20 protein-coding genes are annotated in these 22,424 nt (G+C 45.3%); 7 read left to right on the top strand and 13 right to left on the bottom strand.

The annotated features are described in order from the left end of the window. Nucleotides 1-148 precede the first annotated feature (148 nt). From yqiA to nudF, 4 genes are read right to left on the bottom strand one after another with little or no spacing between them, the layout of a single operon-like run. Entirely contained in the window at nucleotides 149-754 is a 606-nt protein-coding gene (gene yqiA / locus AB6E30_RS00560) for an esterase YqiA (RefSeq protein ID WP_372102392.1), read from the bottom strand. Nucleotides 755-769: 15 nt separating this feature from the next. After that, nucleotides 770-1,594, bottom strand: a complete 825-nt coding sequence (gene cpdA, locus AB6E30_RS00555) for a 3',5'-cyclic-AMP phosphodiesterase (protein ID WP_017061426.1) — start codon at nucleotides 1,592-1,594, stop codon at nucleotides 770-772. Nucleotides 1,595-1,653: 59 nt separating this feature from the next. Next, nucleotides 1,654-2,094 carry a DUF1249 family protein gene (locus AB6E30_RS00550; protein ID WP_372102390.1) on the bottom strand — a complete coding sequence of 147 codons (441 nt, stop codon included), beginning with the start codon at nucleotides 2,092-2,094 and terminating at the stop codon, nucleotides 1,654-1,656. Nucleotides 2,095-2,098: 4 nt separating this feature from the next. Continuing rightward, entirely contained in the window at nucleotides 2,099-2,728 is a 630-nt protein-coding gene (gene nudF / locus AB6E30_RS00545) for an ADP-ribose diphosphatase (protein WP_017070840.1), read from the bottom strand. 227 nt (nucleotides 2,729-2,955) lie between these two features. Here nudF and tolC point away from each other — a divergent pair, with 227 nt between their 5' ends. Next, the gene (gene tolC / locus AB6E30_RS00540; RefSeq protein WP_017061424.1) at nucleotides 2,956-4,281 is read left to right on the top strand and encodes an outer membrane channel protein TolC; all 1,326 of its coding nucleotides are present in this window, start codon (nucleotides 2,956-2,958) and stop codon (nucleotides 4,279-4,281) included. A gap of 121 nt (nucleotides 4,282-4,402) precedes the next feature. On the opposite strand, the gene hldE is transcribed toward tolC, so the two are convergent. The 3 genes from hldE to AB6E30_RS00525 all read right to left on the bottom strand — a co-directional run bounded on the left by hldE (nucleotide 4,403) and on the right by AB6E30_RS00525 (nucleotide 10,286). Next, nucleotides 4,403-5,833 (bottom strand): bifunctional D-glycero-beta-D-manno-heptose-7-phosphate kinase/D-glycero-beta-D-manno-heptose 1-phosphate adenylyltransferase HldE, encoded by a 1,431-nt coding sequence (gene hldE, locus AB6E30_RS00535; protein WP_017069485.1) that lies wholly within the window; start codon nucleotides 5,831-5,833, stop codon nucleotides 4,403-4,405. Between the two features lie 121 nt (nucleotides 5,834-5,954). Further along, on the bottom strand, nucleotides 5,955-8,804 hold the full coding sequence (gene glnE / locus AB6E30_RS00530; RefSeq protein WP_372102388.1) for a bifunctional [glutamate--ammonia ligase]-adenylyl-L-tyrosine phosphorylase/[glutamate--ammonia-ligase] adenylyltransferase: 2,850 nt from the start codon (nucleotides 8,802-8,804) through the stop codon (nucleotides 5,955-5,957). A 225-nt stretch (nucleotides 8,805-9,029) separates the two neighbouring features. Next, nucleotides 9,030-10,286 carry a methyl-accepting chemotaxis protein gene (locus AB6E30_RS00525; protein ID WP_017061421.1) on the bottom strand — a complete coding sequence of 419 codons (1,257 nt, stop codon included), beginning with the start codon at nucleotides 10,284-10,286 and terminating at the stop codon, nucleotides 9,030-9,032. Nucleotides 10,287-10,383: 97 nt separating this feature from the next. On the opposite strand from AB6E30_RS00525, the gene AB6E30_RS00520 reads away from it, so the two are divergent. After that, nucleotides 10,384-11,133, top strand: coding sequence for a potassium channel family protein (locus tag AB6E30_RS00520; RefSeq protein WP_102321461.1), 750 nt, complete (start codon nucleotides 10,384-10,386; stop codon nucleotides 11,131-11,133). A gap of 51 nt (nucleotides 11,134-11,184) precedes the next feature. Here the strand turns inward: AB6E30_RS00520 and AB6E30_RS00515 are convergent, their stop codons facing one another. Continuing rightward, nucleotides 11,185-12,702, bottom strand: a complete 1,518-nt coding sequence (locus AB6E30_RS00515; protein WP_372073187.1) for a CYTH domain-containing protein — start codon at nucleotides 12,700-12,702, stop codon at nucleotides 11,185-11,187. Nucleotides 12,703-12,909: 207 nt separating this feature from the next. On the opposite strand from AB6E30_RS00515, the gene AB6E30_RS00510 reads away from it, so the two are divergent. The 3 genes from AB6E30_RS00510 (at nucleotide 12,910) to AB6E30_RS00500 (ending at nucleotide 15,798) form a co-directional block, all read left to right on the top strand. Further along, a complete protein-coding gene (locus tag AB6E30_RS00510) occupies nucleotides 12,910-13,590 on the top strand; it encodes a TIGR00153 family protein (protein WP_010434644.1) in 681 nt (226 codons plus the stop codon). A gap of 128 nt (nucleotides 13,591-13,718) precedes the next feature. After that, the gene (locus tag AB6E30_RS00505; protein WP_017061418.1) at nucleotides 13,719-14,981 is read left to right on the top strand and encodes an inorganic phosphate transporter; all 1,263 of its coding nucleotides are present in this window, start codon (nucleotides 13,719-13,721) and stop codon (nucleotides 14,979-14,981) included. 205 nt (nucleotides 14,982-15,186) lie between these two features. Beyond that, complete coding sequence (locus AB6E30_RS00500) at nucleotides 15,187-15,798, top strand: TIGR04211 family SH3 domain-containing protein (protein WP_017062917.1); 612 nt, start codon at nucleotides 15,187-15,189, stop codon at nucleotides 15,796-15,798. A gap of 105 nt (nucleotides 15,799-15,903) precedes the next feature. Here the strand turns inward: AB6E30_RS00500 and AB6E30_RS00495 are convergent, their stop codons facing one another. Both AB6E30_RS00495 and AB6E30_RS00490 read right to left on the bottom strand, forming a co-directional pair. Next, complete coding sequence (locus tag AB6E30_RS00495; protein WP_372102386.1) at nucleotides 15,904-16,896, bottom strand: general secretion pathway protein GspB; 993 nt, start codon at nucleotides 16,894-16,896, stop codon at nucleotides 15,904-15,906. Continuing rightward, nucleotides 16,896-18,566: an AAA family ATPase gene (locus AB6E30_RS00490; protein WP_372102385.1), complete on the bottom strand. Its 1,671-nt coding sequence runs from the start codon at nucleotides 18,564-18,566 to the stop codon at nucleotides 16,896-16,898. Before AB6E30_RS00490 ends, AB6E30_RS00495 begins: the two co-directional genes overlap by 1 nt. 36 nt (nucleotides 18,567-18,602) lie before the next feature. Here AB6E30_RS00490 and AB6E30_RS00485 point away from each other — a divergent pair, with 36 nt between their 5' ends. Next, nucleotides 18,603-19,919 (top strand): multifunctional CCA addition/repair protein, encoded by a 1,317-nt coding sequence (locus AB6E30_RS00485; RefSeq protein ID WP_372102383.1) that lies wholly within the window; start codon nucleotides 18,603-18,605, stop codon nucleotides 19,917-19,919. Nucleotides 19,920-20,013: 94 nt separating this feature from the next. On the opposite strand, the gene AB6E30_RS00480 is transcribed toward AB6E30_RS00485, so the two are convergent. The 3 genes from AB6E30_RS00480 to folB are packed head-to-tail and all read right to left on the bottom strand — an operon-like array spanning nucleotide 20,014 to nucleotide 21,671. After that, a complete protein-coding gene (locus AB6E30_RS00480; RefSeq protein ID WP_010434624.1) occupies nucleotides 20,014-20,817 on the bottom strand; it encodes an undecaprenyl-diphosphate phosphatase in 804 nt (267 codons plus the stop codon). Between the two features lie 15 nt (nucleotides 20,818-20,832). Further along, entirely contained in the window at nucleotides 20,833-21,315 is a 483-nt protein-coding gene (folK, locus tag AB6E30_RS00475; protein WP_017062921.1) for a 2-amino-4-hydroxy-6-hydroxymethyldihydropteridine diphosphokinase, read from the bottom strand. After that, nucleotides 21,312-21,671 carry a dihydroneopterin aldolase gene (gene folB, locus AB6E30_RS00470; protein WP_017061412.1) on the bottom strand — a complete coding sequence of 120 codons (360 nt, stop codon included), beginning with the start codon at nucleotides 21,669-21,671 and terminating at the stop codon, nucleotides 21,312-21,314. The genes folK and folB overlap by 4 nt, the downstream gene beginning before the upstream one ends. A gap of 138 nt (nucleotides 21,672-21,809) precedes the next feature. Here folB and plsY point away from each other — a divergent pair, with 138 nt between their 5' ends. Continuing rightward, entirely contained in the window at nucleotides 21,810-22,406 is a 597-nt protein-coding gene (gene plsY / locus AB6E30_RS00465) for a glycerol-3-phosphate 1-O-acyltransferase PlsY (protein ID WP_009847793.1), read from the top strand. Nucleotides 22,407-22,424: the final 18 nt, after the last annotated feature.

The following is a 22,424-nucleotide window of genomic DNA, read 5'->3' as shown; positions in this document are numbered from 1 at the left end:
AACGAGCGAAGTATTGGGGAATATAGTCTGGAAGCTGAGTAATGATGTCAAGCTAGTTCAAAAACTAAGACATCAAACTATGATATTTCACCATTGATAGATGAAATAACAGGCAAACAAGAGAAAATCACTTGGTTGGTGGAACAGATTAAAGATTTAGAAAGGTGATGATTTGTTGTGGGTAGCGTTCAAAATCAACAAAGCTATGATCCCCGCCCTCTTCTACTGTCTGTGTTGCACCTTGGTACTTCTCTACCGCTTGTCGGTAATTCAGAACTTCGTCTTCCGTTTGCTGAAGTAACCAGAAGTCGCTCGGCTTAGCGATAGCCGAAACCTCTAACGCCTTCAGTTCATCAATATGTTTTGTTTCCAGTACATATCGTTCATCTGTGTATGGGTTTACTTGTTCACCTAAATAGTCAGCAAGAAGCTCATACGGCTTCACTGCTGGGTTTACAACCACCGCTTTAAAACCATAGTGGCTATTCAGCCATGTTGAAAGATAGCCACCCAGCGAGCTACCGACCAACGCTATTTGATATTGCTCTTTGTATTGCTCCACCAGCTGCTGTAAATGAAGTGCCGCTTGTTGAGGGAAACTCGGCAGTTGAGGGGTTACGACTTTAATATCAGCGCGATGCTCCGCACAGTAATCTGCCATCACATTCGCTTTATGAGAACGTGATGAGCTGTTAAATCCGTGAATATAGAGAAGCAGCGATGGCTTATTAGCTTGTTGATTAGAGCCTGGCATCAATAACCGCCTTCATTAGTAACCAGCAGCCTTAAAATCAGGCAAGAACTGCCCATGAGGCAGACGACGAACTTGCGTGCTAACGGTACCGTCTTGATGTAATTCAATCTCTCTCCAGCCCGGAGACAAAGTATCAACCGCGAAGTCATCTGAGTTAGGTTTGAATTGCACACAAGTCGACGGTGTTGCCATGACTTGTACACCATGATGATCTCGGTTCATGTCTTGATGAACGTGACCACACAGTACGGCTTTAACATTGGTGTGCTGTTGAACCACATCCCAAAATTGATCGGCGTCTTTTAGGTTATGTTGATCTAACCATGCGCTGCCAACCAACAATGGATGGTGGTGCAATAGAACCAAGGTATTACGTTCAGGGAACTCCGTCAGCTTCTGTTCTAATAGGTCAAGCTGTTGATCGCTGAGGCGACCATGAGGCACACCAACCACCTGCGAGTCTAGCATCACCATCTGCCAGTTATCGCCTAGCAAGACATGCTCAACACACTGTATTTGTGGTGATGGTAAAACACTGCCCATATTAGGCTTAAAGTCATGGTTCCCTGGCAGCCAATAGCATGGCTTTTCCAAAGGCTGAATCCCTGACTCAAATTTCTGGTACGACTCAGCACTGTGATCTTGAGATATATCACCGGTTGCTAAAATCGCTTGATAGTCAAAGCCCTGACTAACAATGCCATCGACTACAGCACGAAAGCTATCTTGAGTGTTGATGCTTAATAAGCTGCCATTGCTCGGCGCAAATAAATGCGTGTCCGTTAGCTGCACAAGCTTAATAGTGCTCTCATCAAATTTTGAAGTGTGTGATAATTCCAAAATAACAAATCCAGATACGTTACTGTTTAGACTTTAAAAGTGTTGATAAATAGGCTCAATTAAAAGGCAATTGGGGTTCGGCTGATACCCGTTTTTAAACAAAACGTTAACCATTCCCCAAGAAATTTATTCAATTGAAATTTCTCGTCCTTTTGCAGAAGCTTAGTGTTGGGGTAGTCATATTTCGCTTTGACTCGCGAAAAATCCCCGCTAGCGCACACTTCTGCAACTCGAGCGTCGTGATATAGCCTGACAGACATTTTTGGCAAAGGAAACACTGGCATCGCATCACTCTGACATATATCTATTAATGTGGTGTATTTTGTGACCTCATTCACTGTCAATTGATACACCATATCAACAGCTTGGTAACAGCGAACGTCACCAACCTCATGCCCAACCGGTAACAAAGCGTTCAGTTTGGCATAGTTAGTCTCGTAAACTCGCATCAATTCAGCAAGATCAACATGATACGGTTTTTTGACCGCGATATTTGGCATGACGTTAATCTACCCACTCTGACTGTAATTCTTGGTAGTTCAATTGTAGCCACTGTAGCGCAATGATCGTGGCTCCATTTTCAAATACACCATCTTTTACCAACTGATAAGCAGCTTCGCGACTCATCACTTGTACACGAATGTCTTCACCTTCGTAGTCCAATCCGTGTACCCCTTTGGCTGTCGTTGCATCAACACAGCCAACAAAGACGTCGAGCTTTTCAGAGCAACCACCAGATGAAGGATAATACGAAGTGATAGGCAATACAGATCCGACTTCAACGCCCGCTTCTTCCATCGCTTCACGACGAGCAACATCTTGTGATGATTCGTTCGTATCAATGATCCCGGCCACAATTTCATATTGCCAAGGGTTCTCATGCTCTAGAGCGCCGACACGGATCTGTTCGACGATCACCACTTCGTCACGAATAGGATCATAAGGTAACAAAGCGGCAGCATGACCACGTTCAAACATCTCGCGTTCTATAGGTTGGCTCCAGCCCCCCTCAAACAGCTTATGTTTAAATGTGTATTTAACCATTTTGAAAAAACCACGAAACAGCGTCTCTTTTGAGACTATTTCCACATCTTGCGGAGTAAATTCATGTCGTTGATTGTCATACTGTTGCATTTGGTACCTCACTAAGTGATCTTTATAGTTTACTCATTGTCCGAGTTAACTACCAAGGATAAGGTTCAACTTTTTATATAAAATTTATAATTAAAGTTAAGCTTTAAAAAATAAATATTGTACAAGTGGACAGTTAACTGTAAAAAAGTGCAAAGTTTCGAGTAAATCACCACCAAACTGGGTTAAACTCTTCTAAAGAAAATTCCATAAAAGGCAGGAATAGGAAAATGAAAAAACTGCTTCCACTATTTATCAGTGCAGCAATTGGCAGCCTGAGTTCGTCAGCTTTTGCTGATACGCTAGCTGAAGTTTACGACCAAGCAAAACAGAACGATCCACAACTTCTTCGTTCAGCAGCGCAGCGCGATGCCGCTTTTGAAGCAGTAACGTCAAGTCGTAGCTCTTTGTTACCGCAAATCAACCTAACAGCAAACTACGACATTAATCGTGGTGATCGAGATACATCAGGTGTTGGTAATTCAAGCATTGATAACAACACTTGGGGAGCTGCTATCGGCTTCAGCCAAGAGCTTTACCAGCGTTCTTCATGGATCACACTAGATACGGCAGAGAAAACCGCTCGTCAATCTGATTCAGCTTACGCGGCAGAACAACAAGCCTTGATCCTTCGTGTTGCGACAGCATACTTCGAAGTGCTTCGCGCTCAAGATAACCTAGAATTTGTTCGTGCAGAGAAAGCAGCGGTTGCTCGTCAACTAGAACAAACTAAGCAACGTTTTGAAGTAGGTCTTTCAGCAATCACCGATGTACATGATGCGCAAGCTCAGTACGATGGTGTTTTGGCTGATGAAGTTCTTGCAGAGAACGACCTAACGAATAGCTACGAAGGTCTTCGTGAGATTACAGGTCAGGAACACTCTAACCTAAGCATCCTAGATACTGATCGTTTCTCAGCAAGCAAATCTTCTGAGTCTGCAGTTGCACTTGTTGAACAAGCAGAACAAAAGAACCTTAGCTTATTGGCTGCACGTATCTCTCAAGACGTAGCAAAAGACAACATCTCTCTAGCAAGCTCTGGTCACCTACCAAGCTTAACCCTAGATGGTAGCTACGCTGTTTCAGATCAATCAAACAGCACCCAAGATTACGACCAAGACAACCTAAACATTGGTTTGAACTTAGTTGTACCTCTATACACGGGTGGTAACACAACTTCATTGACTAAACAGGCTGAATACAACTACGTTGCAGCAAGTGAAGATCTAGAAGCAACTTACCGTAGCGTTGTAAAAGACGTACGTGCATTCAACAACAACATCAGCGCTTCGATCGGTGCTCTACGCGCTTACGAACAGTCTGTAGTTTCTGCTCAGTCTGCTTTAGAAGCAACAGAAGCTGGTTTTGATGTAGGTACTCGTACTATCGTTGACGTACTAGACTCGACTCGTCGTCTATACGATGCGAACAAAAATCTTTCAGATGCTCGTTACAACTACATCCTAAGTGTACTTCAGCTTCGTCAAGCAGTTGGTACGCTAAGCGAACAAGACATTGTTGATGTAAACGCAGGTCTAAAAGTAGCAAGTAAGTAACTCTTAATTACTCAAGTTACCGTTACAAAAATGCCGCTCATTGAGCGGCATTTTTATTATCGATTAAAGCGAGATTTACTGCCTAACTAAAAGCTTAACGCCAAAAACTAGAAACTAAAAACTAGCCTCGACCACCTTTAATCGCTTTAATGATTTCAGTGGTAGAGCAACCATCTTCAAAGTTAAGTACTTTCACTTCACCACCAGCAGCAATCACTTCCGCACCACCAGCAATCTCTTCAGGCTTGTAATCACCACCTTTCACAAGAATGCTTGGCAGTACCTCAGAGATTAAACGTTGAGGGGTATCTTCAGAGAATGGCACAACCCAATCAACTGCACCTAAGCCAGCCAATACCGCCATACGACGATCAGTTGGGTTCACAGGGCGACCAGGGCCTTTCAAGCGTTTCACTGATTCATCGGTATTTACCGCAACGATCAAACGATCGCCCAGCTCAGCCGCGTGATTCATGTAAGAAACATGACCAGCATGTAGAATATCAAAGCAGCCATTGGTCATAACTACCTTCTCGCCTTTCGCACGAGCACGCTTCACCGCTTCAACCAGTGCCGCTTCTGAGATCACACCGTAGTCTGTGTCTTGACTGCCGTGAATCGCTTCAGCTAGCTCTATCGTGGATAACGTTGACGTACCTAGCTTACCAACAACGACACCAGCTGCAGCGTTCGCTAATGCACACGCCTCATCCAATGGCTTACCAGCTGCAACAGACGCAGCCAGTACTGAGATAACCGTATCACCAGCACCAGTTACGTCGTACACTTCTTTCGCTTGGGTTGGCAAGTGGAATGGTGCCTGACCTTTACGTAATAAAGTCATACCATTTTCACTGCGAGTCACCAATAGAGCTTCAAAGTCATACTTCTCGATCAAGGCAATACCCTTCTCGATAAGATCTTCTTCTGATTTCACTTTACCTGCAACCAGCTCAAACTCTGCCATGTTTGGTGTAAGTAATGTCGCACCACGGTAGCGCTCTAAATCCGCGCCTTTGGGATCGATGAATACAGGAACATTGGCTGCGCGTGCTTTTTGAATGAAGCTCTGTACATGCTCTAATGCACCTTTCGCGTAATCTGACAAGATAACCGAACGTACATTTGGTAGGGCTTGCTCCATACGAGACAGAATAAGCTCTGGGTTGGTGTTTTCGAATTTGTCTTCAAAATCCAAGCGAATCAACTGCTGACCACGGCTCATCACTCGTAGTTTGGTGATGGTTGGATAGTCTTCTAACTCAACGAAATCACACTTAACCTTCAGAGCACCTAAAGTGCTTTTCAACACCTCAGCAGGCTCATCTTTACCAGTCAAACCAACAACATGAGCATGCCCACCAAGAGAGGCAATGTTCATTGCTACGTTGGCAGCACCACCAGGACGCTCTTCGTTATTTTCTACTTTCACAACGGGGACTGGTGCTTCTGGTGAAATACGGCCAGTTGGGCCATACCAGTAACGGTCAAGCATTACGTCACCGACAATAAGAACACCTGATTGGCTGTAGTCAGGTAGAATTGGTTTCATTGTTGAGCTCCAAAAATCGAATCTGGCTAGAGTCTAGCACACTGATTACAGTGGCTAAACTACAGATAAATGAGTAAAAGCCTATCAAGATAAACATAGCACTCGCTACGCTATGACTGAATTATGCTTCCATCCACTGCTTCCATGCCTGAACAACATGTTCTCTTTCCATTTCGAACTTTTCAATCGCCACATCCGCATCAAGGTTAAGTAGATTACGGTGGTGGATTTCATCCCTTAATGTGGTGTACGCATTGGTCAATGCCATACCTTGTTGCTCGTCCATTATCCCTTGCGACAACAAGCTTTCAAAGATTCTCACATTGTCACACCAACGAGTAAGCTTAGGTTTCTCGTTGCTGTATCTCAGCACTAAGTATTGCGCCAAGAACTCAATATCAGTAATACCGCCCGCATCTTGTTTAAGCATGAATCGATCGGCTTTTTTACCGCCTAAATGGCCACGCATTTTTTCACGCATATCCACAACTGACTTTTTGAGTGTTGCCTCATCTCGTGGCAAGCACAAAACCTCATGCCTAGTTTTGTTAAACGCAGATACCAATAAGTCATCACCGTAAATCATACGAGCACGAGTGAGGGCCTGGTGCTCCCATGTCCACGCGTCATTGTGCTGATACTCGTCAAAGGCATCGGTTGGACTCACCAATAGACCAGATGCACCAGAAGGGCGTAGGCGAGTATCGACTTCGTACAAAATGCCAGAAGCAGTTCTGGTCGAGAAAATATGAATAATACGCTGCGCTAATCTTAAGTAGAATTGGCGTCCATCGATCTCTTTCTTTCCATCAGTATAGATGTGTACCGGGCAGTCGTGCATGAACACGATATCGAGATCGGAGTTATAACCAAGCTCCCAACCACCGACTTTGCCATAACCAACGACAGCAAAACCGCGACCTTCGCGATCTTTAACATGGGTCGGTTCACCAAACTTAGCGGATACTTGTAACCAAGCTTGATTGACCCCCGCCTCCACAATGGCTTCTGCTAAGTAGGTCAGGTGATCACTGACCTTCATGACAGGTAGAGCACCCGCAATATCCGCGGCTGCAATTCTCAATATACAGGTCTGCTTAAACTGACGCAGACCTTCCATCTGTTGCTCCATATCATCTTCAGGGATACGGGCTAGATAATCACGCAACTCGGTCTTGTAAGACTCTAAAGGCACGGGATTGTAGAGTTGCTGAGGGTCGATAAGTTCATCTAACAGAATTGGATAACGACCCAACTGCTCCGAAATCATCGGGCTTGCCGTACACAGGCGAACTAGCTGAGTCAACGCGGCAGGGTGTTCATCTAGTAGTTCAAGGTAAGTGGTACGCGTAACGATTTTATGCAGCAGATGCAGTACTCGCGACAAACCAAACTCGGCATCCTTAGCGGTGTACAGCGCTTGAAACACTTTCGGCATCAGTCGATTGAGGACTTCCCGCCCACGAGGGCCAAGAGTCTTTTTAGCCAAATCGGCTTTAAACTGAATGATCGTTTTCGCCGCATCAGGCGGGCTCGCGACCGCAATGTCGTGTTCCAACACGTGCTCAATTACATCGGGTTTATGGGCCATATCCCACAACTCGCTAAAGTGGCTCGCGATCGGATTAGCGTCATCTTCATCAACGCCAATTAGGTCTTCGAACACGGTATGTACATTCGCCATATGGGCGCGAGTTGCCACAATCAAGCTATCCCAATCGGAAAATTGCATGGCAACCGCAAGCTGCAGTTGTTCGAATTCGCCGTCAGGTAAGGTTTGAGTTTGCTTATCAGCCATGGCTTGTAACAGGTTCTCAAGGCGACGCAAAAACAGATAAGCTTCACGTAGGTGCCCCACCTCTTCAGACTCTAGCAGATGAAGGGATTCAATCGCACTTAAGGTTTCGAGTAACCCTCGACCGCGTAAGCTAGGCTCGCGTCCACCACGAATCAATTGGAAGACTTGTGCGATAAACTCAACTTCACGAATACCACCAGAGCCAAGCTTGATGTTGTTCGAGAGACCACGACGACGTACTTCGCTGCTGATCATCGACTTCATTCTGCGCAGAGATTGAATCGCACTAAAATCAATATAACGGCGGAACACAAACGGGCGTAGCATTTGGCGAAGCTCTTGATACTCAGGATACATCTCACTGCCCATCACGCGCGCTTTAACCATAGCGTAGCGTTCCCAATCACGCCCTTGCTCTTGGTAATAGTCTTCAAGTGCAGCATAGCTCATCACAAGTGGGCCACTCTCACCAAACGGGCGTAGGCGCATGTCGACTCGATAACAGAATCCATCGAAGGTTTGCTGATCAAGCGCCTTAATAATACGTTGCCCTAGACGGGTAAAGAACTGCGCATTGGCAATGCTGCGTCTTGCACCTTGGGTTTCGCCATTCTCTGGGTAGGTGAAGATCAGATCGATATCGGAAGAGAAGTTAAGCTCACCGCCCCCTAGCTTGCCCATACCAATGATCAACATCGGCTGTGCTTCGCCTTGTTCATTACAAGGTGTGCCCCACTCTTTACAACAAATATCGTACTGCCATTGGTAGGTTTCGAAGATCATCGCCTCAGCCAACATCGATAGATGATTTAGGCTCTGCTCTAGCTCCCACGAACCCATAAAATCACGCCAAGCAATGTAGGTCATTTCTCGATTTCGGAATTGACGCAGCACGCGCTGACCGCTCATTTCATCGGTGCAACTAGAAAGTAATTCAGCCAAGCGTTCTCGGTATCCTTCAGCACGTTCTTCGCATGCCAACATATTAGGTAAGTCACCACATAAAACCGTATCACGCTGCAGGCAATCACCAACAAAACAGCTTAAACCGAGTACACGTTTAAGATCTTCAGTCAGTGGCTCAGACCAAGTATTGATGGCTTCACTTTGATGCTCTAATAATTGCTCAAAAGCAGACTGGGAGTGAGTGATGAGTTGAGAAGGCAATGGCATGTTTCTTCCTTGTATAAGCTGTGCGCCGAACAATCGGTTTATCGATTCAGTTCTTCAATAACGAGTTTTCATAACTAAAGATAAGTTATACCAAAGTTACGCCAATAAAAAACGCCCACATTAGCAATGTGGGCGTTTTATCGATTAACTTATCTGGTTGAGCTTACAACCGAGAAACAGTCTCTGGGAATTAGCCTTTGACGGATGAAGATTGGGTGCTGAGGACTAAACCTTAAATTGCTTAATCTTACCGTCGAGTTCTTGCGCGTTACTTTCCATAAGCTGAGAGGTCTCGAGCAGTTCACCAACCACCACAACTGAAGCTTCAACAAGCTCGCGTACATTGGTCAGGTTGACGCTCATCTCTTCAGCAACACTGCTCTGTTGGCCTGCAGCGGTCGCGATCTGGAAGTTCATATCATTGATTTGATTGACTTGGCTTACAATGCCGTCAAGCTCACTTCCCGCGTTAGTCACCAGATCAACACCTTCAGCCGCTTCAACAACACTCTTCTCCATCAGTTCTACCGCAGAGTTAGCGCTGCTTTGTAGATGACTGATCATGTCTTGAATCTCTACCGTCGCTTGCTGAGTGCGCTGTGCAAGGTTACGAACCTCATCAGCAACAACCGCAAAACCACGACCCGCTTCACCGGCACGTGCCGCTTCAATTGCAGCGTTCAATGCTAGTAGGTTTGTCTGTTCTGAAATGCCTTGGATAGTACCAACCACACTGCCAATTGAGTCAACGCGTTCTTCTACTTGGTTTACCGCTGCTGCAGATGCTGCGATATCTGAAGATAGCTCACTCATCTTAGACACTGATCCTTGAACGAACTTCTGACCAGTAAGAGCTTGGCCTGATGCCTGTTCAGTCAATGACGAAGCGCTTTGTGCATGCTCAGCGACAGTTTGCACCGTCGACGTCATCTCACTCATTGCTGTTGCCAGTTGATCGATCTCGTTGAACTCTTCTTGAGCTGACTCTTTGGTTTCAGACATGCTGATGGTCATCACTTCCGTCAGAGCAAACAGCTCATCAGAAGAGGCCACCTGAGTTTTGATCATGTCGTTCAGTTGGACACGAGTTTTTTCAAGTTCGCGTGCCACATCGCCGTATTCATCTTTACAGTCCATTTGAATCGGCACTGATAAGTTCTTATCTGCCATGGTTTTAATGGCGTCATTAAGGTATTGAGTCTGGCGCAGCATAACGCGCGCCGCTGCTAACAGAAGAACCACAAACACAATGATCATCAAGGCTGTTTGCCAAGCCACTTGAACTAGGTAAGTCTCGTAATGCTGTTGTGCGACTTGCGCATTGTTCGTTACAGCAAGCAATGAATCGTAAAACGTACTTGCGTCCCATAGCTGCTTCGAAATGATCAAGATAGTGCTGAATATCATCAACATGACCATTTTTGGAACGAGACGAACGTCAGAGATTACCCTTTCCCACGGCTTGAATGACAGTTTAGTCATTGTCAGTTCTCCATTAATTCTTATATATTGATGGCTTCTATATCCGCGAGGTGGCTATGTCAGTCAAAGTTCGCGATTTATTTTGAGCCTCGTATGAATGTTGAATAATACCAAAGACGCCACCAAGCCGATGAGCTTATTGTCACTGATTCTCTCTTTCTTAGCGTTATTTGTGATCTCAGGCTTATTGTTCGTACCGATCGATAAAGAATCGAAACAAGTCCTTATCGGCCTCGATTTTATAATCTGTAGTGTTTTTCTTTTTCAGCTCACAATTGATCTATTTAGATCACAAAACAAAAAAGAATTTCTAAAAGTACACTGGATCGATTTCTTAGCAAGTATCCCAATGATCGAGCCTCTTCGTTTCGCCCGTATTTTTCAAATTCTGCGAGTCATCTTAGTTCTGCGTTCAAGTAAACGTATTTTCAGAGAGTTATTTCGTAATAGGAAAGAGACCACTTTCGCTTCCATCATTCTGCTTTTGGTGATCTTACTGACTATCGGTGCTGGCACGATCCTGCTATTGGAACACAAAGATCCGAACGCCAACATCACTACAGGTCATGATGCTTTATGGTGGGCGTTTGTGACCATCAGTACTGTGGGTTATGGCGACCATTACCCAGTGACAACTTCCGGTCAGTTAGTGGCTTCAATGGTGATCATCTGTGGTGTCGGTGTGTTTGGTATGATTTCAGGCTTGATTACTTCTTTGATCACCTCCCCAACTCATCATGAGAATCAACGAGCGGAAAACAAAGAGAAACACCTTGAGAAGATCATCGAGCAGCAACAGAAAATCTTAGAGCGACTCGAAAAACTTGAGCAACAAACAAAAAAATAGGGCCGGAGCCCTATTTTCAAATTCATACTTCTATTGATACAGGTATCGAGTTTAGTCTTGCCAGTATGGCTCAACCTCAACACTGATTTGGCGTGTCTGTTCCATCGCATGCAGAATGGACACTTCTTGACGAGCTAACCAACGCTCTAGCTGAAGCTTCTCATCGCCTTCCAGCTTCTCAGTCAAAGGCTCTAATGTTTTAAGTGCCAGCAAGTCATCAATGCCTTGCACCATATCGGCCCAAGGTAAACGGAAACTGTTTCGCTCAGCGTCATCATACAAACTCGCGAAACCAACACCAGAATATAGGTTTCGCATCAAACGGTATTGCTGCTCAATATACGCTTGGCTGGTCATCACTCGCTCTGGCGGGAAAGCTTCCATCAAATCGGCCCATGTGCGATCGAGTTGCTGCACGGAAAACCATTCGATACCACGACCCATTTGCTCACGCGCTTTCTCATCTAAGAAAGGCTGCCAGCCACGAGACAAGATCCAACGGCTCAAATCTAACAATAAACCGGTGTAACGAGCAGAGCTCAGCAAGGTAAGCAGATCTTCACGATCTGGCAGTTGCTCTTGCATCTCTTTAAGCTCAGCGACTAAGAACTTACGCGCATCGAGTTTACGTAGTACATGGCCTTTATCTTCCAGCAAGTCTTCGAAGTGATCATAGCTTTTCAGCCAGTCGAGCTCTTGCTCAAGCCACTTCAACTCTTGACGTAAAATAGCACTTGCTCGTCTAGGGACAATGCCACCATAAATGGTGAAAGTCTGGCGGATAAAGCTCAGTGAATGACTGATCTCATGTAGCGCTTCAATCGATTGACGCTCAGTGAAAATCTGCTCGTGATAGTGCCAATGAGCGAGAGCATGCTCTAAAGATTGAATGAAACACGATTCAACGGTATCACTTTTGTCAGTATCAACTAAGGTCAAAGGAGTGACTTCATCTCCTTGATAACCTTGAGCAAGGCGGTAACCCTTAGCTGCTTTACTTAGGTTACCCAAGCGCATGCCACCTTGTTCGCAGAATTGGCGAGACAATGTAAATAGCGCATCCGTTTGACCGGATTTAAGTTCCAATTCGACTTCGCAAATCGGTTCTTGCAGGTCGCCTGATTCAACAAAGCCTTGATCGAATGCGACCTCGACTTGGCTACCATCAGGCATACCAATCAACCACTGCTCACGCGTGAAGTTGGTAGAGAACAGAGGAGTCAGCTCAGCTTGCAACGTTTCGATGTCTTTACCTGCTGGCCAGATATCCTCTGGGTGCAGGGCTAACTTAGGTTCGTTGCTGTCGTGTTCTGCATTGTATTCAGGCCTTTGATGCAGGCCAGCAACCACACGACCAGCAGTCTTTACGGTTTGTACAAATACGTCATCAAAGCGTCGAATGCGTAAGCCTGTATCGTGCTTACGTAGCCAGTTGTCAGCGGTGTCAAAGTAGATGTTACCTAGCTCACGACAACTGTGCTGAAGTACTTTAGTTTCAGCAATTTTATTGCGTAAAGTCTCTGAAAATTCAGGAGAAACAAAAAACTTCAGTTCTATCTCGGTTTCCATAGTTATACCTTTCTGTGAAGATAGGGACAGGATATTGCCAATTTGAAAAGTCGGCAAGTCAGAAATATCGCCCTTATGATGATCTAAAACAGTTTTAATGAGAGATTGATTAGGTTAACATGCGCGACTTTGTAGCCATCGCTTAACATTTCACCATGAATATGGTGTATGTTGTTTTAAGGTTATTATTTATTAGGTTGGATGACCATGCCAGTAAATACAATTATGGGGTTATTTGCAAAGTCCCCAATTAAACCTTTGCAGCGTCACGTAGTATGCGTGAACGAATGTTGTTCTCACCTAGTTAATTTCTTTGAAGTTTCTTCAAAAGGTGACTGGGAAAAAGCATCAGAAATTCGAGCTCAAATTTCTCACCTTGAGAAAGAAGCTGACGTACTAAAACGTGAAATTCGCCTTAAACTTCCTCGTGGTTTGTTTATGCCAGTTGATCGCACCGATATGTTGGAGCTATTAACGCAACAAGACAAACTCGCAAACCTAGCGAAAGACATTGCTGGCCGTGTATATGGTCGTCAACTTGTCATTCCTGCTCCTATGCAAGAAAACTTCATCGCTTACGTTAAACGTTGTCTAGATGCAGCGAATCAAGCACAAAACGTAATCAATGAATTAGACGAATTACTTGAGACTGGCTTTAAAGGCCGTGAAGTAACACTCGTTGCCGAAATGATTCATCAATTAGATGTAATTGAAGATGACACGGATGCGATGCAGATCGAACTACGCCAACAACTAATGGCAATTGAAGGCGATCTGAATCCAGTTGATATCATGTTCTTATACAAAATTCTTGAATGGGTTGGTGGTATTGCAGATCAAGCACAGCGTGTAGGCGCTCGTCTTGAAGTAATGCTTTCTCGATCTTAAATCATACGTTAACCATATAACAAAGAGCATTTTTTGAACAAACCACTTATGCGCTGAGTATTCCTCTCGCTGAGCGGTTTTTTGCGTCTAAATTTGTTCCGCTTGTTATCAAACAACTAGGTATTACGATGGATATCCTTGCTAACTACGGCACTGTCCTGATTATTGTTGCAGCAGCTTTCGGTTTCTTGATGGCTATTGGTATTGGTGCAAATGACGTTGCGAACGCAATGGGCACCTCAGTAGGCTCTAAAGCTTTAACCGTTAAACAAGCGATCATTATCGCAATGATCTTTGAATTCGCAGGTGCTTACCTTGCGGGCGGCGAAGTAACAGACACGATCCGTAAAGGTGTTATCGAAACGTCTCTATTCGCTCATCAACCAGATGTACTTGTGTACGGCATGATGTCAGCACTTCTTGCTGCTGGTACATGGCTACTTCTCGCTTCTTACATGGGCTGGCCGGTTTCTACGACTCACTCAATCATCGGTGCAATCATCGGTTTTGCGTGTATTTCTGTAGGTACTGAAGCGGTAGACTGGAACAGTGTTCAAGGTATTGTGGGTAGTTGGATTATCACACCCGTTATTTCCGGCTTCTTCGCTTACGTCATATTTGTAAGTGCTCAACGACTGATTTTTGATACAGAGAACCCGCTATTTAACGCGAAACGCTTTGTACCGGTATACATGTTCATTACAACAATGGTAATTGCACTTGTAACCATCAAGAAAGGCCTTAAGCACGTTGGTCTTCACCTAAGCAACACTGAAGCATGGGTTTGGGCTGCTGGCGTTTCTGCGCTTGTAATGATCGGCGGTTACCTATACATCCAGAAGAAATTCGCTAACCGCGAAGAAGACCACGGCTTTGCAGGTGTTGAAGGCATCTTCTCTGTACTCATGGTTATCACAGCTTGTGCGATGGCATTTGCACACGGTTCAAACGACGTTGCGAACGCGATTGGTCCACTGTCTGCTGTTGTATCAACCGTTGAGCACATGGGTGAAATCACAGGTAAGAGTACTATCGCATGGTGGATTCTTCCTCTAGGTGGATTCGGTATCGTTGTTGGTCTTGCAACAATGGGTCATAAAGTAATGGCAACCGTTGGTACTGGTATTACAGAACTAACACCAAGCCGTGGCTTTGCTGCACAACTTGCAACTGCATGTACGGTTGTACTAGCTTCAGGTACTGGCCTTCCAATCTCTACTACACAAACACTCGTTGGTGCTGTTTTAGGTGTTGGTTTTGCTCGTGGTATCGCAGCACTAAACTTAGGCGTTGTACGTAATATCGTGGCTTCTTGGATTGTGACACTACCTGCAGGTGCTCTACTTGCTGTTGTGTTCTTCTACGGAATTCAAGCTGCGTTTACTATGTAATCGCGACTGCGTTAGTGAATACTAGCGTCAGAACAGTGTGAGCTTCAGTAACGATATGTAAATGCCATGTCATTATTGACTCAAACGCACAGAAAGGGAGGCTTTGCCTCCCTTCTTTGTTGCACCGCATAAAGAAACTAAATATTATTTGCTGATTGAGGCTGACTCATACGCCTACCCAATTTGAATCGTTAAGGGATTTACTGTGAAAAAACTGATTAGCTTAGTTTTGTTCGCAATGCTTGCGGCTCCAGCTGCCTTTGCACAAGACCGTTATATTGCTGACAAACTATTTACTTATATGCATTCTGGCCCAAACAACACATTCCGTATCATCGGTAGTGTTGATGCTGGTGAAAAGATTACATTCCTACAAACTAACAAGAGTACGGGTTACACCCAAATTCAAGACAACCGTGGCCGTAAAGGTTGGGTTGAAAGCAAGTTTGTAAGCACTCAAGAAAGCATGGCACTGCGTATGCCTAAGCTAGAGAAAGAGCTGACGGAAGTTAAAGGCAAGCTAGCGAATGCTCGTCAGAGTGCTGACAGCGAAAAAGCTGGCCTAGCAAGCTCTCTAGATTCTCGTAACAAGCAGATTGCTGAACTAGAACAGAACTACAGTGAAATTAGCCAACAGCTAACGAGTTCTCAAACAGAGAACCGTGAACTGCGCGCTAAGCTAGACACTCAAAAAGACGACCTACTATTGAAGTACTTCATGTACGGTGGTGGTGTTGCGGGTATTGGTCTACTTCTAGGCCTTGTTCTGCCACACATCATGCCTCGTCGCAGAAAATCACCAAACGGTTGGGCGTAGACGTAACGCTTGTATTAGGTACAGTAAATTCAGTATCGAAGATCAAAAAGGAGCACCGAGGTGCTCCTTTTTATTTGTCTGTTATCTAGATACCTTTAGAGCTCGCTAGCCTTTCCACTCGTACAGAGCTGGGATTTCTATCTTCTGCTGATTGAACTCTATGATCACCGATTGTGGCTTAATCTCCAGCAATTGAATGTCTTGTCCAATCCAATCTCCTTGCGCCACTTCTTGACCGTTCACTTTTACCCAACGCTTGGTTTCGCTGCTCGAGTACATATGGGTTTGTAGGTCTAACTTAGGAAGGACGCCTGATAAGCTATTGGTGTGCGTTTCCAACTCAATGACCTGAGAACCCCTTTGCCCTGAGGGTCTAGAATCCATCGGCTCAGGAGCGCTTTGTTGCTCCCCCATAATGGATTCAAGCTTCAATGCCAAATCAGGTGGCAACTCACTGAGGTCTAGCCCTTGCAGCAGATCACTGTCCGATTGTAAGTCACTATTTGATTGCTGATCAGTGCTTGATTGCAGAGCAGTCGTTTCATCACTCGCGCCTGGCTGAACGGATGACGATTCAGAACTGGCTGTCATTTGAGTGTTGTTATCAGCATTCGCGAAGATCACTGCTGAGCCACCAGCGGTGTTTGCACGATTAGCGCCAGAATCAATCTGTGCATACATCTCTTGGCGTGGCAATGCTTTCAACGGTTGGCTCTCCGGTGCAGGGCGAACGGTGAACAAGGCATCTTCTTCCTCAGACACGGCATCCATGCTTGCTATATCAGCATCCACAATTTCAGGCTCAATGTCTGATTCAGTTTTAAATTCTGGCAGAGCGACATTGGCAGCTTGGTTCACGGCTTCTTGTTGTTGGATATACGATTGATAAGCCAAGACGCCACCCACCAACAAAGAAGGAACCAAGATTAAGAGTAGCCCCATCGCTAACGATGAACCTCGCTTGTTGCTCATCCCTTTTGCAGAATTAGGAACATGATGATTCTGGTAGCCTTTGAAGCTTGGTTTGCTAAGAGAGTGCTGATTAATAGAAGATGGCTTGTGAGACGGCTGTTTAAGTTCGTGCATAATACGTGACATTAGCTTTCGCCCCCTTCTAGTGACATCAGCTTAGGCGAATCGAGTTGAGCTAATCTCTGCAATCTTGCTAAGGTGCGCTTACCTGCAATGCCATCAACAGACATACCTTGCCACGTTTGAAATGCTTCGATTTTCATTTTTAACTCATAATCAAATACATCATTACCGGAAACAACCTCTCCTAATACTTCAGAAAGCAGTAGATCAAGCAAAGCAACCGCTTCACCTTGATAGCCCTCTTTAAGGGTCTCTCGCAGCGGCTGCTTCCAAATAGCGACGTAATCGCCTTGCCAGATTTGCTCTAAGGATTGCTTCGGCATCACCAACAGCTTTTCATTAACCAGCAACTCGACAGAATCCTTAGACACGCCATACAGCACAGCAAACACTGGTTTTTGGTCTATGTCGAGATTAAGTACCACAGGAACACCAAGTTCTAACAAGGTATCCAAACTGGCCTGCTGCTGCTCACACACAAAAACACTTTGTGGCTCACTTAAGCACAAGCCATCACGCAGTGAAGATTGATATCCCCACAGCGTATACAAGTCTTTGATAGCGAGAGAACGATTGGTCCCCTGCATCAAATGTTGTTGAATGTGTTGTGGCAATTCAAACTTGGCAGGTTTTGGCTCAGCAACCAACTTAGGAACATCTGATACCAAAGAACGCTGAGTACGTGCTAACACTTCCGTCTTTTCTTCATTTGATGCATCCGTAGGCAACCAAGCATTGATATAGCTTGGAGCGAAGTTAAAGGTCGCTATTGCAAGACCAACGCTTAACGTCGCAATCCCTGCGTATTGGAATAACTTAGGCGCGACACGAGAAGTTAGAGCTTTCTCGACGTGATACACATCGGCCTGAAAGGACATAACCTGCTGACACGCTCGGTTAACCGTTTCATTGCTCGGTAGCTGCTCACCGTCATGAAAAGCCAACTGCAGTGCTTTATCACACACCAAGTTAATGAGCCTTGGAATACCATGCGTATATTGAGCAATCAGCTTGATAGAACGGTTCGAAAACAACATCTGCTCGCCACCCGCCGTCTCCAAACGAAACGCGATGTACTTGCCCGTTTCTTCGGTATTAAGAGGCAGTAAGTGATAACGACCAGTAATGCGCTGTGCTAGCTGACGTAGCTGCGTGGTTTGTAAGTGCTGTTGTAATTCCGGCTGGCCGACCAACAGTACTTTTAACAGCTTACGATTGTCGGTTTCCAAGTTTGTTAGAAGGCGTAACTGCTCCAACACATCGGCAGCGAGGTGTTGGGCTTCATCGATCACCAATAGGGTTTGAATGCCTTCGGCATGGCTATCAAGTAGAAAATAATGAATAGCCTGACTGAGCTGTTTCAACGATGCTTGTTCTGGGTACTCGACCTCAAACTCATCGCAGATAGCTTCTAGTAAATCCGTATTTGAAAACGTAGGGTTAAGTATAAGGCCAGCCTGAGTATGGCTATCCAATGAAGACAACATCGCCTTAGCGACCGTTGTTTTCCCTGTACCAACCTCACCAGTAAGCATCGCAAAGCCCCCACCCTCGCCTAAACCGGCTTGTAGGTTCTGCATCGCTTCTTGATGGCGCTGACTCAAAAACAAGTAGCGAGAATTTGGTACAATCGAAAATGGCATCTCAACGAAGCCAAAATATTCCTTATACATGTGCTGCCCTATAATTACGATTAATGGAAAGTACCATTGCTTGCAGTAAAGTCCAGCAGTGATAAAACATTTCGAGGTGATAAGTTGCAAATATACGATAGCCTACCAAAAGACAACGGGCTACAACGCTATCTAGTCGGTGGAGCAGTGCGCGATAAGCTGCTCAATATTGATAGTTATGATAGAGATTGGGTCGTGGTAGGGAGTACCCCTCAAGAGATGGAAAACCTTGGCTTTACTGCTGTGGGAAAAGATTTCCCGGTATTCTTGCACCCAAAAACCAAAGAAGAGCACGCACTGGCTCGCACTGAGAGAAAATCAGGCTCTGGTTACACAGGCTTCGAATGTTACTTCGCGCCAGACGTGAGTTTGGAAGAAGACCTGATGCGTCGAGATCTGACCATCAACGCTATAGCTCAAGATGATAAAGGCCAACTTCACGATCCTTATCATGGCCAGAAAGATCTCTCGGATCGTATCTTAAGACACGTTTCAGACGCTTTTGTTGAAGACCCTCTTCGTGTACTGCGTGTGGCTCGCTTCGCCGCCAAGCTTCACCATCTTAACTTCACGGTTGCACCGGAAACCATGGATATGATGAGTGAGATCGTCCAATCCGGTGAGCTGGCACACCTCACTGCAGAACGAGTTTGGCAAGAGTGGCATAAGTCTCTTAGTACGCCGCACCCTGAAGTGTTCCTCTCTGTATTGAAAGAGTGTGGTGCATTGGCAGTTGTATTACCTGAGATTGACGCTCTATTTGGCGTCCCGCAACCTGAAAAATGGCACCCTGAAATCGACACGGGTATTCACACCCTGATGGTTGCTCAGCAAGCTGCACTATTAAGTCCATCGCTACCGGTACGGTTTGCAGCTCAAGTGCATGACTTAGGTAAAGGCGTCACACCACAAGCTGAATGGCCAAGCCATAAAATGCATTGTCACACTGGTTTAAAGATCATTAAAAGGCTTTGCCAAAGAGTACGAGTGCCCAATGAGTTTAGAGATTTAGCACTGCTGGTATGCGAGCAACACTCTAATATCCATCGAGCAAGTGAGCTCAAACCAACCACTTTCCTCAAAATTCTCAATAAGTTCGATGTTTGGCGTAAACCAGATAGGCTAGATAACATATTACTTTGCTGCCAAGCTGATCACGCAGGTCGTAAAGGATTAGAAGATCAGCCTTATCCTCAGAAAGCGCGTTTTGAAGTGGCTTACCAAGCGGCGCTTCAAGTCGAGGTTAAATCGATTATTGCCGATGGTTTTCAAGGTAAAGAGATTCGAGAAGAGCAAGAGAAACGCAGAGCTGCAGCCATTGAAAACGCATTATCAGAGCTCACTGATACTTAGTCTTCACTCCATTAGTAAGCACGCATTAAAAAGCCCGCGAGTCAGCGGGCTTTTTATTTCAATCTTTATACGACGAGACTGTTATCAGCGTCTGTTATTGCATCATTAAGAAAGCAAACAGACCACAACCTAGAATTAGGCGGTAGATAACAAATGGTGTCATACCCATGCGTGAAATAAGCTTCAAGAAGAAGTGAATACAGATGTAAGCACTGATGAAAGACACCGCAACGCCCGTTAGCAAAGTGCCAACATGGATTGGGTCACCGCTAGTCACCAACTTAAGACCTAAATAACCACCAGCCAGAGTGATGATTGGGATAGACATCAAGAAAGAGAATCGAGCCGCTGCTTCACGTGTGAAACCAAGGTAAAGCGCCGCGGTAATGGTTGCGCCAGAACGAGACGTGCCCGGAATGATCGCCATTGCTTGAGCAAGACCAATAAACAGCGCCTTTTTCCAACCCGCTTGGTATTCGTCATCGCGCAGGCTTGAGTTCTTGTCCACCCACCATAGCAATAGACCAAAGATAATCGTTGTCGTCGCGATCACCCACGCACTGCGTAAGTAAAGCTCAACAATATCTTTCATCAACAAGCCAAAGATACACGCAGGAATCGTCGCGAGAATGATCATCCACGCTAACTTCGCTTCTTTACTACGATCGCCTTTAAACACTGAACCAAAGAATGCGCTCAACAGAGAGACCACTTCTTTACGGAAATAGATAACAACAGCTGCCAAAGTACCAACGTGGACAGCGACATCAAAGGCCAAACCTTGATCTTCCCAGCCTAAAACAGCTGAAGGAAGGATTAGGTGTGCAGAACTGGAAATAGGTAAAAACTCTGTAAAGCCTTGCACCAACGCCAATATAAACGCTTCAAAATAACTCATTACTTACCTTAAAAATTATAGTTTTATATCTACGACAGAGAGCGAGTCTAATTGCTGCATCTTCTGCCATATTTCACTGACGGTTCTTCCGTCTTGCGGGATCACTCGCGCAGGACAAAGATCATAAAGCGGCTGTGTTACAAAAGGATATTTGTAGATATCACTGCGTGGTAATTCTGGTTCACACTCAGAAACCTCCTCTCCAAACAGCACAATATCAAGATCGAGTTTTCGATCTTGTAGTTTGTGCGCATCTTGAGAGCGACCCCATTTAAACTCAATTTTACGCAGCTGCTGTGAAAATTCAGTCAATGAGAGTGACGTGTCGAGCTCTATCACAAAGTTATAAAACGGATGGCTATTAAAACCGACGGGCTCACAGTGATAGATTTTAGAGCATTTAAGGTTAGTCCCTAACGATTGAAGCTCTGTCCATGCCACCCTTGCATGCTTGTCGCGGTCTATGTTCGTGCCAACACCAACATAGGCTACTGTCATGCTTGACCTCGTTCGATGATCACACCAACGGCTTTTGCTTGTGGCACTGCGCCAGGTTTAGCCAATCGGATTTTAATCCACGGCACAGAGAACTGAGTCATAATAAGCTCTGCGACTTCTTCAGCAACACGTTCTACGAGTAGAAAACGGCCATTTGCAATGTGCTCAAGTACTGCAGTGCTCACTTTCGAATAATCCAAAGCATCAACCACATCATCACTCTTGCCTGCTGGGCGGTTGTCATGAGCCATTTCAATATCAAGCACCAGTTTCTGTTTGATCTCTTGCTCCCAATCGTAAACACCGATCGTTGTAATTACTTCTAGCTGCTCAATGAAAACTTTATCCAGTGCCATGACTTGTCCTTTTAGAGGTCGGATACCCAAATTGGGGAAAAAAACGTATTATTTGCGTAATTCGAGATATGATATCAATTACTCTTGGATTGAGCATTATTTTCCCATCGTTAGGCGTATAACCGTTAAAGGACAGACATGACCCCATTGGCACTTATCATGATCATTGCTGCCTACTTACTAGGTTCAATCTCTAGTGCGGTCTTGATATGCCGAGTTTTGAGGCTCCCAGATCCTCGAACAGTAGGTTCTAACAACCCAGGAGCAACCAATGTCCTGCGTGTTGGCGGTAAAGGCGCAGCAGCTGCCGTCCTTTTGTGTGACATGCTGAAAGGCACTATCCCTGTCTGGCTTGGCTACTACCTCAAGATCGACCCAATCATTCTTGGGGTTGTGGCAATTGCGGCGTGTCTTGGCCATATGTATCCGATCTTCTTCCACTTCAAAGGTGGTAAAGGCGTGGCAACCGCACTTGGCGCTATCGCCCCAATAGGATTCGATCTAACCGGAATGATCATGGCGACTTGGTTAGTGGTCGCGTTTTTGTTTCGTTACTCTTCTTTAGCGGCACTGGTTACTGTGCTACTTGCCCCTTTCTACGCTTGGTTAGTCAAACCTCAATACACATTGCCAGTAGCCATGCTGTGCTGTTTGATCGTGTTACGTCACCACCAGAATATCCGCCGCCTACTCGATGGCAGCGAACCAAAACTCGGACAAAAAAAATCGGCTTAAACTGTCACGTCTAAGCCG

Source organism: Vibrio sp. 10N.247.311.12, from assembly GCF_041467515.1.
GTDB lineage: Bacteria > Pseudomonadota > Gammaproteobacteria > Enterobacterales > Vibrionaceae > Vibrio > Vibrio crassostreae_C.
This window is presented reverse-complemented; position numbering and strand designations above follow the sequence as displayed.